The 10,922-nt window shown below is 45.1% G+C and carries 11 protein-coding genes and 1 tRNA gene; 1 reads left to right on the top strand and 11 read right to left on the bottom strand.

What is annotated here, in order from left to right:
- The 6 genes from B9A22_RS24370 to B9A22_RS24345 form a co-directional block, all read right to left on the bottom strand.
- Nucleotides 1-1,313: ethanolamine ammonia-lyase subunit EutB (locus tag B9A22_RS24370; protein ID WP_084578529.1), on the bottom strand; the 1,313-nt coding region annotated here is incomplete at its 3' end.
- A gap of 74 nt (nucleotides 1,314-1,387) precedes the next feature.
- The gene (locus B9A22_RS24365) at nucleotides 1,388-2,887 is read right to left on the bottom strand and encodes an acetaldehyde dehydrogenase (acetylating) (protein WP_084578528.1); all 1,500 of its coding nucleotides are present in this window, start codon (nucleotides 2,885-2,887) and stop codon (nucleotides 1,388-1,390) included.
- Nucleotides 2,888-2,904: 17 nt separating this feature from the next.
- A complete protein-coding gene (gene eutL / locus B9A22_RS24360; RefSeq protein ID WP_084578527.1) occupies nucleotides 2,905-3,552 on the bottom strand; it encodes an ethanolamine utilization microcompartment protein EutL in 648 nt (215 codons plus the stop codon).
- A 28-nt stretch (nucleotides 3,553-3,580) separates the two neighbouring features.
- Nucleotides 3,581-3,898 carry a BMC domain-containing protein gene (locus B9A22_RS24355; protein ID WP_217806054.1) on the bottom strand — a complete coding sequence of 106 codons (318 nt, stop codon included), beginning with the start codon at nucleotides 3,896-3,898 and terminating at the stop codon, nucleotides 3,581-3,583.
- A 120-nt stretch (nucleotides 3,899-4,018) separates the two neighbouring features.
- Nucleotides 4,019-4,321 carry a hypothetical protein gene (locus tag B9A22_RS24350; RefSeq protein WP_084578525.1) on the bottom strand — a complete coding sequence of 101 codons (303 nt, stop codon included), beginning with the start codon at nucleotides 4,319-4,321 and terminating at the stop codon, nucleotides 4,019-4,021.
- A gap of 18 nt (nucleotides 4,322-4,339) precedes the next feature.
- A complete protein-coding gene (locus B9A22_RS24345) occupies nucleotides 4,340-5,338 on the bottom strand; it encodes a DMT family transporter (protein WP_084578524.1) in 999 nt (332 codons plus the stop codon).
- Between the two features lie 418 nt (nucleotides 5,339-5,756).
- Between B9A22_RS24345 and B9A22_RS24340 the strand changes: the two genes are divergently transcribed.
- Nucleotides 5,757-7,199 (top strand): sigma-54 interaction domain-containing protein, encoded by a 1,443-nt coding sequence (locus B9A22_RS24340; protein ID WP_084578523.1) that lies wholly within the window; start codon nucleotides 5,757-5,759, stop codon nucleotides 7,197-7,199.
- Between the two features lie 69 nt (nucleotides 7,200-7,268).
- Here B9A22_RS24340 and B9A22_RS24335 read toward each other — a convergent pair whose 3' ends face one another.
- The 5 genes from B9A22_RS24335 to eutC form a co-directional block, all read right to left on the bottom strand.
- A complete protein-coding gene (locus B9A22_RS24335; RefSeq protein ID WP_084578522.1) occupies nucleotides 7,269-7,904 on the bottom strand; it encodes a cobalamin B12-binding domain-containing protein in 636 nt (211 codons plus the stop codon).
- Between the two features lie 53 nt (nucleotides 7,905-7,957).
- Nucleotides 7,958-8,917, bottom strand: a complete 960-nt coding sequence (locus B9A22_RS24330) for a choline kinase family protein (RefSeq protein WP_084578521.1) — start codon at nucleotides 8,915-8,917, stop codon at nucleotides 7,958-7,960.
- Between the two features lie 43 nt (nucleotides 8,918-8,960).
- Nucleotides 8,961-9,725, bottom strand: a complete 765-nt coding sequence (gene pylSc, locus B9A22_RS24325; protein ID WP_281252440.1) for a pyrrolysine--tRNA(Pyl) ligase large subunit — start codon at nucleotides 9,723-9,725, stop codon at nucleotides 8,961-8,963.
- Nucleotides 9,726-9,840: 115 nt separating this feature from the next.
- Nucleotides 9,841-9,912: transfer RNA gene (locus B9A22_RS25740), tRNA-OTHER, on the bottom strand.
- 38 nt (nucleotides 9,913-9,950) lie between these two features.
- Entirely contained in the window at nucleotides 9,951-10,847 is an 897-nt protein-coding gene (gene eutC / locus B9A22_RS24320) for an ethanolamine ammonia-lyase subunit EutC (protein WP_217806052.1), read from the bottom strand.
- Nucleotides 10,848-10,922: the final 75 nt, after the last annotated feature.

Below are 10,922 nucleotides of genomic sequence, written 5' to 3'. Positions count from 1 at the left end.
TCCATGATTCCCATCTTCTCCAGCCATTTTTCAAATTCAGGCAGTGGGCGTAACCCCAGGATCTCGCGGGTTGCTGCATCGTCATGGAAGCTGGTGTCCTGGTAACTGAGCATAATATCATCCCCGCCTGCAACACCCATAAAGTAATTGGCTCCGGCCATAGCACATAATAGCGTTCCAATCTCCTGATCGTTCTGATCTGCTTTCATATGGTTTGTGTAACAGGGGGCAATCCCCATTGGCAGACCATGCAGCTTACCCATAAATAAGTCTTCTAAGTCGGCACGGATGACTTCACGGCCGGAATAGATGGTCTCTGGCCCGATAAATCCAGAAACGTTGTTCAGCATAAATGGCCGGTATTCACGACCGAAGCCATATGTCCGGGATTCCAGTGTCATCATGTCCACTCCATTGTGGGCATCAAGCGATACTTCTGAACCCTGACCTGTCTCAAAATACATGAGGTTCGGCCCGGTCGCTGTTCCTTTACGCTTCACAAGTTCAAACGCTTCATCAATCATTTCTTTAGAAATGCCGAAGGCCTCGTTCGCCTTCTGGGTTCCGGCAATACTTTGGAAGACCATGTCGACCGGTGCACCCTTCTCAATGGCTTTCATCTGGGTTGTGACATGGGCCAACACGCAGTTTTGGGTCGGAATTTCCCACTGAACCATGAAGTTTTTCACCATATCCAGCAAGCGGGCCACTGTCTCTACATTATCTTCAACCGGGTTAATGCCAATGACTGCATCGCCTGATCCATAGGAGAGGCCTTCTTTCAGCGACGCCATTACCCCTTCTACATGATCTGTAGGATGGTTAGGCTGATTACGGAAGGCGAGCGTTCCCGCTCTCCCGATTGTTGTATTGCAATGCGCTTCATTACGTATCTTTTTTGCGCCATAGACCAAATCGATGCTGGACATGAGCTTGGCTGCACCGGCGATCATTTCGCTCGTAAGTCCGCGGCTGATATGGGCAAGATCATCGCCGGTTGTCTTATGGTCTAAGATATATTCGCGCAGCTGACCTACTGTCCACGCTTTGATCTCCTGATAAATTCTTACATTTAGACCATCATAGATAACCCGGGTTACTTCATCTGTTTCATAGGGGATGACCGGGTTATTATATATATCCTCCAGGGTGAGGTTACTCAATACCAGTTTGGCTGCTACCCGTTCTGAAGCTGATTGGGCTGCGATTCCAACCAGGATATCACCGGATTTTTCTTCATTTGCCTTTGCCAAGACCTCTTTGAGGTCTTTAAAGGCAAAGATTTTATTGTAGACCTTAGCCTTTAAAATCATCAGTTGTCCCCCAATCTCTTTGTCTACACCCTATTCTTCGGCTCTTTTTCTCAAGTCAGATTCTGATCCCACGGTCACTTAGTCTCCGGTTGCAGATAAGATCTGAGGGTGTGACGAATAACTTGTTCAACAATCTCTTGCATCATTTCCGGGCTGATAGATGATATGGAATTAGCGGGTATAACAGCAGGCTCTGATGGATTAGGAAAACTTAGCTCTTCGGGATTCCGAATGGCCCAAGCGACCCGCTTAATATTTATGAGATGCATAGGGGTGACGTTCTCAGAAACACTGGATCCGCCCCAAGTTCCACAGCCTAAGGTAAATGAAGGCGCCAGCCCTGTAGTCGCCCCCACAGCACCTAAAGATGAGGGGGTATTGACAAGGACACGGAAGATGGGCTTTTTCAGTCCGAACTCACGGATGATCTCTTCATTTTCGCTATGAATAACCAGGCTATGCCCGATCCCTCCTGCTTTCAGAAGTTCAATACACCGTTCACAGCCTTCATGCCAATTCCGCACTCGATAAAAGCCAAGAACTGTAGTTAGCTTTTCATAAGATAACGGATACTGAGGACCAACTCCCTGAAGAGGGGCAACCAGGCACTTTGTATGTTCAGGAATGTTGATTCCTACATACTTTGCGATAAATGCTGCTTCTTTGCCCACAAGTTTCGGGTTCATTCCCCCATTGGGTAAGATGACAGCTTTAGATACTTTTTGAACCTCTTCCGGCTCGAGGAAATAGGCACCACTCATCTTTAAGTGCTGGACCAGCTCATCAGCAATACAATCCTCGGCTACAATTGCCTGCTCTGAGGCACAGATGGTTCCGTTATCGAAGGTTTTACCAATGAGAATATTTTTTGCTGCCTTGGCTAGATTGGCACTTCGCTCAACAAAAGCCGGTACGTTTCCCGGGCCAACACCCAAGGCCGGTTTTCCGCTGGAATAGGCCGCTTTTACCAAGCCACTTCCACCGGTCGCTAAAATCAGCGAAACATCTGGATGTTTCATAAGCTCATTGGTTGCTTCCATACTCACAATATTAAGGCAGCCAACCACACCATCCGGAGCTCCGGCCGCAACAGCCGCCTGGTTCATGAGCTTTGCCGCTTCCTTGGTACACTGGACAGCCGAAGGATGCGGCGAAAAGACAATGGTATTCCGGGACTTCAAGGCAATCATGGCTTTATAAATCACGGTAGAGGTGGGATTAGTCGTAGGTATTATCCCGGTAATTACCCCTACGGGCTCGGCAATCTCCCATAGACGTTGTTGTTTATCTTCCCGAATAATCCCTACGGTCTTCATATTCTTAATAAAGTCGTAGACATGATGGGAGGCAAAGTAATTCTTCAGGCACTTATCTTCGTATTTTCCCATCCCGGTTTCCGAGACTGCCATCATGGCTAACCTTGCCGCATGGGACTCCCCTGCTTCACGCATGAAATCAACGACCCGGTCAATCTGCTCTTGGGTAAAGTTTTTAATAATTTCCTGCGCTTTCCGGGCTGCACGAACTAAATTACGTGCTTCCTGCAAGGAAGTCAAATCTCGATCCAGTTCCATTTGATTGACCTCCTTTGTTAAAACTTCAGCGCATTTAGAGTGACATCGATTACAGCACGCTGGAATGCATCACAGGCTGCACGGCAAGCGCTTTGCGAACCGGTTAGTAATGCACCCCCGAAGTTCGTTTCAGTCGGCGGTCCATAGAACGCTTTCATCTCTACTTCTGCTGCTTTAAGCGCGGCATCAATACCGTAAATGGCCTCGATGGGCGGAGCTATTAAATAAGCCAGCGGCTCTCCTTCCTGAATTCCGGCAATCTTAGAAAGATAGCTGCCGGTTCGGGAAATTGTATGCGGATACCAGGCCGTTTGTCCACCATCACAGGTATAGAAGAAGGCTTCGTTTTCTAAATGATTGATACAAGCATCAATTCCAGCACTAATTTCGGCAGGAGTCGGCGCAGCCAAGATTCCAATGATTTCCCCGGACCGTGGTCCTGAAGCATGAGCTGCACCGGCATAAAAGCTTTTGGCATAGACCACTTCAACTTCTGCCTTTTTCGTGGCTTCGTCCAAAGCAGTGTACGTGGGATCATCCATATTTGACGTGATCATCCCAATTGAACGTTGATAGTCCTTCAATCCGAGTTGCGCTGCTAAATCTGGTGCAACATTCGGAATGAGCCGGACAGCTAAAACTTTTGGCTTAATAGGCTCAATCATAAGGACCCTCCCTACTTGTCTTAATCAATTATTTTGAGCTTTCCGTGCTTTTCGCTTTAGGTTTTTCATCAAAATTAGGTAACTGCGGGAGAATTTGCTCCAATTCTTGATGAGGACGTGGAATCACATGGCAACTCATGAGCTCCCCAACCCGTTCAGCCGCTGCTGCGCCAGCGTCGACAGCGGCCTTAACTGCCCCCACATCGCCCCGCACCATTACTGTAACGAGGGCTCCCCCCACTTTGACCTTGCCAATGAGGCTGACATTTGCAGCTTTAACCATAGCATCGGCTGCTTCAATCGCTCCAACCACACCTTTGGTTTCCACCATACCAAGAGCAATCATTTCTCCTTTATATGCCATTGTGTCTAATCTCCTTTCAATTTCAATTAATGAAAGTTGACATGAACCCGCCGAACCACAGCGCTTAGCTGAATTCGGCGGGTACATTGTTTTTACAGCTACTTACATCGAGATACGACTTGATGGATTATCTGAGCTCCATCCTTTTGGCATATATTTAAGATAGTTCCTGCCATATTCTGTTGCTCTAAACTTATGCAAAAGCTGTCCGTCACTTCCCATGGAAAGATCGGTGATTTCTATCATTCCGACCGCTTTCATCGAAGCAAGATGGGTATCGATAGTTGATCTTTTATATTGCCCCTCCGACCCATATTCGGGTTTTAAAGCCGTCAGAATCTCAATTTCGGAAAGCTCCTGTAGTGTCAGGAGATGGAGAATGCGAAATCTCATAGGTAGTGTCATTTGCTAGCTCCCCCTTTCTTAATTGTTTCTCAATTTAACAAGTTCTTTCGGATTAGCGGTAACCAAAATCGTCCCGAGCGTAATAATGGCTGCGCCGCCGATAAGAGTTGGGGTGATCGCAAGATCGGTGATAAGCCAGCCAAAGAAGACGGCCCAAAGTGCATAAGAAATATTAAATGCCATGGCGCGAGCTACACCAGTCATATTGATGGCCCGATACCAAGCAAAGTAAGATAAACCACCCAAAAAGCCCGCAACAGCAATATAGACAAGGGCATTAGCAAGGAAGGCTTCCCAGAAAATAACCATGCCTGCTACTGCTGGTAAAACGGCAACAAAGTAAACAACAAAGGAAGCTGCTTCCCGAATCCCGATTGCGACATCCGGATCAACCATATCCATACCAAAAGCAGAGAGAACTCCTTCTGCTCCCCACCCAAATGTAGCTAGCAAAGCTAAAGCCAACCCTAGATAGAAATTAGGAAAATCTCCTTCTGGTGGAACATAGCTTACGGTAATGGCCCCCACCATACATAAAACGATACCCGCCCAAACACGCGGCTGGATTTTCTCTTTTAATATGAAAAAAGCTAGAATAGCACCTACTGCAGGATACATAGCCGTAATGGAGAGTGCATAGGATGCTCCAGCCAGATTGATTCCTACGAGATAACCTGACATAGCGATTGGGCCGCCAAATAATGCGCCTAAGCAGACAATCATGCCTGGTTTAGTCTTCAATGTTCGTGGATATTCTTTCCATTTTCCATTGAATAGGTTGCAAAGAAAAAGAAAAAAACCAGCAAATCCGTCATGTAACGCAGCCCCGGCGATAGGCCCTGCATAAAGAGTCGCGCCCCCTGTAAAGGGTGCCATAGCGAGTGCCATACCTAAGATAACCCCATCCAACCCCCAAGTTGCTCCGGAAATAAGCCCCCAGACTAGCCCCTTTTTTGCATGAGATAGCTCGTTCTTTGATTGCAGCTCTTGCAACTTCGCAGCACTCAAATTGGACATATTCTCCCTCCTTCTCTCTTCGATCTTTGGCCATACAAAAAACCATTCGTAAGGTATACTAAATCCGTCTTCTGCCCTCCCTTCTGTAACTTTAAAGAAAATTGCAATAAATAAGACATCATCTAAAATTTATTTAAGCAAGAAACGTGCCATATCTTTAAATAATGAATTTCGTATATGTAGCTCATTTCTAAATTGGCTTGAATAAGAAAAACGATCTTTTACTAAATCAAAATTGACTTCCCAAGTCATTTTTTGAGTCAAACCTTGTCATAATTTTCTTTCTCTTTCATTATTTAGGAAGGAATTCTGCTATAACCTAGCGAAATATTTTCATACTCGTATTCTGCAGTCTCGTTAGGTAATCCATAATTCCCTGCAAATCAAATGTTGGCGTTCCAGAAAAGAGGAGGTCACCATGCAAGCAACAACACAACTAAATTACGAACTTTTGAAGAAGATCTTGGATCATTCGCATGACGAAATCTATGTTACCAATGCTCAGGGAATTGTGCTTTATGTCAATAAGGCTGTAGAAAAGCATTGTGGAATTAAGGCCTCGGAAATTATCGGTAAGAGTTCCAAAGAGCTTTCTGATTGTCATTACTGGTTTCCACGAGTTAGTCCAATTGCCTTAGAAGAAAAGAAAAGCGTCACTTTGGAACAAAAAACTCAAACCGGCAAAACCCTTTTAACAACTGCCACTCCGATTTTTAATAAAAACGGAAAGCTTGAATATATCATAGAAAATGCTAGAGACATTACGGAAGCTACTGGGATTAAGTTGGAATTTGCTAAGAGCCAGCAGTTACTGGATCGCTACCAAATGGAAGTTGAAGTCTTACGAAAAAAAGAGATGAATATTCCAGATTTCATCTCAAGGAGCCAGGAGATGGCAAATCTTTTGGATCTTATTCATCGGATTTCTCAAGTCGACTCTACAGTTCTCCTGCTCGGGGAATCCGGTTCAGGAAAAAGTCACATGGCCAAACACATACATAAAAACAGCCCTCGGCAGGAAGGGCCGTTTATTGTTGTCAACTGTGCTTCGATTCCCTCTGAACTCATGGAATCCGAGATGTTCGGTTATTCAAAAGGAGCATTTACGGGCGCCAATGTCAAAGGCAATATCGGTCTAATCGAGTTAGCCAGTGACGGAACCCTCTTTCTTGACGAAATTGCCGAACTTCCGCTCCGTATGCAGGCAAAACTACTTCAAGTCCTTCATGAAAATCAATACTTTAAAGTAGGCGGAAGAGAAGTCCAGCAAGTCAATTGCCGAATCATTGCTGCAACCAATCGCAATCTTCATGAGATGGTCAGACAAGGGCACTTCCGTGAAGATTTATATTATCGGCTTAATGTATTTGAAATTGAGCTCCCCCCGCTGCGCGAGCGCAAGGAAGAAATCATCCTGCTAGCCTTATATTTCTTGGATAAATTTAATCAGAAATATAAATGTGAACGGCGATTATCAGAGAGAGTTACTGAGTTATTCTTACAATATTCTTGGCCTGGTAATGCCCGCGAGCTAGAGAATATGATTGAGCGATTAGTTGTCGTCAATAAAGACAACCTCATTGACGATTTCGATCTGCCAAAAGGCTTTAATTCACTGCAATGTTCAAAGCAAGAAATTCCAAATGTTCCAGATCTCACTACCATTGTTCCCAACCACACCCCTTCACTCGAAGATGCTGTGAATGAAGTTGAAAAAAGCCTAATTCTTCAAGCCTACCAAGAATTAGGCAGTTCCTACGAAGTGGCTAAAACTTTAAAAATCAGCCAAAGTAAAGCCAGTCGTCTTATTCGGAAATACCTGCCTGCTACCCAAAATAAACTTATGTTAAATCAAATTTGATTTAAGAATCTAAATCATTTTAATAAAAGTGAGGGAACCCAAAGAGGATTTGGGTTCCCTCACTTTTATTTACGCGCCAATATATTCTTTGCAGAGATCAGTTGCCGTAGCAGCATCAGGGGCATACCCGTCAGCACCGATTGAGGTAGCGAATTCTTGCGATACCGGTGCGCCCCCAACGATGACTTTGACTTTGTCTCTCAGACCTTCTTCTTCCAACAGCTCAATCGTATCTTTCATTGCCGGCATGGTCGTCGTCAACAGGGCTGACATCCCCACAACATCCGGTTTATGCTCTCTAACGGCTTCAATAAACTTTTCCGGTGATACATCGATGCCGATGTCAATTACTTCAAGACCACCGCTTTGCATCATCATGGATACTAGATTCTTCCCGATGTCATGAAGATCGGCTTTTACTGTACCGATGACAACTTTCCCTTTATTTTGGACATCTTTTTCAGCGATCAAAGGTTTAACCAATTCAAGACCGGCCCCCATCGAACGGGCACACATCAAAACTTCTGGAACATACATATCCCCTGCTTTAAAACGTGCGCCAACGACATTCATTCCGGCAATTAAACCTTGATTAACGATTTCAACCGGGTTAACTCCACCGGCTATAAGGGATCGTACTTGATCTTTAACCTGCTCTACGTTACCTTCAATTACGCTTTGGGTAAGATTTTTTAATGTCGACATTCTTCTTTTCCCCCTTGGATTTTATTATTAATTTTTGTAAAGATACCTCTGAATCAATTAGACAATGCTTGCAGTGCTCGATCAAGCGTTCCCTCGTGGATAAGCTTATAGGCCCGGTTATATCGATTAAGGCCATAAGGCCAGTAGTCCTCGTACGCTTTACCTGTTGCAATTTGGAGTACAGCCCAATAAGACCAGAGTGCATCACACAGGAACTTATTGATGATAAGTGAGCCCCACTGTTTTTCAGTTAAATCACCACCAAAATACTCTCGCAGCAGATAACGTTCCTGTTCATCAGTTAGATCCGCTTCGATAGATAACGCTCCTAAATCAAACATGGGATCATTCATGCCACCATATTCCCAGTCGATAAGGTAAAAATTCTTCTTGTCATCCAGCCAATTCTCACATAATGGATCGTTATGGCAAGGGGCCGATTGGGCCGGACATTTTTCAAGAAGTGCCTCGATCTCATCCAGCTTCTGACTCATCAATTCAGAACCCTCATAAAAGCCATAATTTTTCTGGGTTAAAAGATTCCGGTAGATTCGTGTCTCGCGCAGCGGGTTGAATTCCGAGATGAACTTCTTCCCACAGGTATGGTAATTTCTAAATACTTTCGCGGCAAGCTGGATATAGTGATTCTCCTGGAAATGTTCGGGATGTAAGGTAAGACAATCATCAATATATTTACACACTTGATTACCGGTCGTCTCATCATAATAAATAATCGGAGCACTTACTGAGATATCGGCCATAATCTGGGCATTATGTTTTTCTGCCGGACGGTTTAGATACTCCATCGTACCTGCGCCTGCTAAGCGCAGTGCATAGGTAACATCATCAATTGTTACTTTATAGTTGTTGTTTGTCAGTCCGCCCGGAAGAACTTCAATTTGCTGAATTCGTGATTTTTTTTCTTGAAAATAGGGTATCGAACTAACCATTTCAAAGATTCTTCCAATATGGGCCAAAGGAATCGCTGCCTCAACCTCAACCTTTTCGTACATGCTCTTATCCCTCCAACGTTTTTAAATAAGATTTTTTTATTTTTTAAATATTTAACCGTACACCATCCAGATAGGTTATACTTCTAGCCATACTTTGAACATTCTGTGTCCCTTCACGAATCATCAGAAGCCGTTCTAACCCGAAACCAATGCCAACCCAGGGATCGAAAATTCCCCATTTCTCATCTAGAAAATGCGGACCCATAGCTCCGGATCCAAGTTCTACCTCACCTTTCATAACATCGACAGTATCTCCGTAGACCACCGAAGACTCGGTAAGAAGCCCATAATCTTTAATTCCCGCTGCCGCCATCACCCACTCTGCCATTTCCTCCAGCCGTTGATGCCGCTCTTCAAGCGGGGTGCCTAGTTCTGTTAGGTTAATCATTGTAAATTCATTAAGATGTTGTGCGCCCTGTGATTCTTTGCGATAACAGGTTCCGATTTCAAATATGCGAATGGGTTTATCCCAGAGGCGTACGAGATCTCGCCACAGGGTATAAAGATTCGGGGCCAGCATTGGCCGCAAACATCGCTTAGCGTCTAACCAAAAGACTTGTGAGAATAGCGGATGATCCTCTGAGATTGTCATTTTTGCTAATGATGCTTTTGAAATAATCGTCGGCGTTACAACCTGAACAAACCCTTGCTGACATAAAACGTTCGCCAATTGTGCTTCAAGCTCTAACAATGCTGGACGGCGCTTTAGTTTACGCAATTTGTTCAGTTTACATTTCCCCTGGCTAACTAATCGATGTTCAACTTCTTGAAACGTGCGGTCACGTGTTGATGTCTCTGTAAAGTTCATTGCAAGTACTTCAGTAGATGCATTAAGTTCTTTTAACCTTTGTAGTTGGACCGTCGTCCAGGAGATGCTCACGAAATGTACCCCTCCTTGCCAAGAGTACAGAGATGTATGAAATTGGCGGGGAGTACGGGAGTTTCACCCGCCTGCACGAATTTAGAGTCCGTGTGATCCATTCGATCTACCCCCCATATATACTACGCCCTCTCCATGCTCATTGGGCTGCGATTAAGAAATGCGAGTCAGATTTACCCCACTTGCCTCTGCGTGAAGGATCTGCTTTAAGAGATCGACAAGATGGGCTCCTGCTTCGGCGGGAGGAATACCCCCGCGGTGAATGTTCGATACCACCGTGCGGTCGGCTTCCACCGTTTTCTCATTAGGACGGTAAATGGTGTACGCACTCAGGCTTTCTGCTGTTCCCAAACCAGGCCGTTCACCTATCAGGGAGATAATTACTTCCGCATTTAATAGTTTAGCGATTTCGTCCTGAACCCCAACCCGGCCATACTTCACAAAGAACGGGGTTCCCACTTTAATTCCCGCTGCTTTTAACCCCTGGCTCAGAGCAGGCAGGATATCAGCAACATTGGCTTCTATGGCTGTTGAACTCAGTCCATCCACCACAATAATTTGCACTTGAACATTTTTTTCGCATCTCTGCAGCAACGTTTGGACAGCCTCGTCTGATAAACGCCGCCCTAAATCAGGCCGGGTCAGAAACTGTTCCTTGTTCTCAACCGCAGTTTGCACAGAATAAAGATTCATGCGCTTCAAGAAGTCCTCGGAGACGTCCATGAAAACCGCATCTTGAGCCACTGCGTGGTCGGCTAAGAGCTTCAACCAGGAAGCTGTTTTCGGCCGTGCTCCCGCCCTCCCGATACCGATCCGCGCTGTGGTTACTTTTTTCATTGCTTTTATGGCATCCAGATTGAACGGTTGATCCACCAGGATCTCATCTGCCCCAACAAGGCTCACCATTTGTTCTTCAGCTACAGGAGAAAGTGTTGTATTCATACCCGCTGCAGACATGACATGTTCTTTTATTGCTGGACTCACTAACCCTTGCTTGGCTAACTCTGCCAGTACATCCTGAACAATTTTTGCTAATTCGTTCGTTGCCACCGACAAACTCCCTCACCTCACTTTTTATTTATTAAAGATGGATGGGTCTCCTGCACGTGCGGTAAGGCGGCCATT

The sequence above is a fragment of the Sporomusa malonica genome, assembly GCF_900176355.1.
Taxonomy (GTDB): Bacteria; Bacillota; Negativicutes; order Sporomusales; family Sporomusaceae; genus Sporomusa; species Sporomusa malonica.
This window is presented reverse-complemented; position numbering and strand designations above follow the sequence as displayed.

Bases quoted from the DNA above. Each gene is read 5' to 3' on its own strand.
- B9A22_RS24365 (WP_084578528.1), bottom strand. From the start codon at position 2,887: ATGGAACTGGATCGAGATTTGACTTCCTTGCAGGAAGCACGTAATTTA.
- eutL (WP_084578527.1), bottom strand. From the start codon at position 3,552: ATGATTGAGCCTATTAAGCCAAAAGTTTTAGCTGTCCGGCTCATTCCG.
- B9A22_RS24355 (WP_217806054.1), bottom strand. From the start codon at position 3,898: ATGATTGCTCTTGGTATGGTGGAAACCAAAGGTGTGGTTGGAGCGATT.
- B9A22_RS24350 (WP_084578525.1), bottom strand. From the start codon at position 4,321: ATGACACTACCTATGAGATTTCGCATTCTCCATCTCCTGACACTACAG.
- B9A22_RS24345 (WP_084578524.1), bottom strand. From the start codon at position 5,338: ATGTCCAATTTGAGTGCTGCGAAGTTGCAAGAGCTGCAATCAAAGAAC.
- B9A22_RS24340 (WP_084578523.1), top strand. From the start codon at position 5,757: ATGCAAGCAACAACACAACTAAATTACGAACTTTTGAAGAAGATCTTG.
- B9A22_RS24335 (WP_084578522.1), bottom strand. From the start codon at position 7,904: ATGTCGACATTAAAAAATCTTACCCAAAGCGTAATTGAAGGTAACGTA.
- B9A22_RS24330 (WP_084578521.1), bottom strand. From the start codon at position 8,917: ATGTACGAAAAGGTTGAGGTTGAGGCAGCGATTCCTTTGGCCCATATT.
- pylSc (WP_281252440.1), bottom strand. From the start codon at position 9,725: ATGAACTTTACAGAGACATCAACACGTGACCGCACGTTTCAAGAAGTT.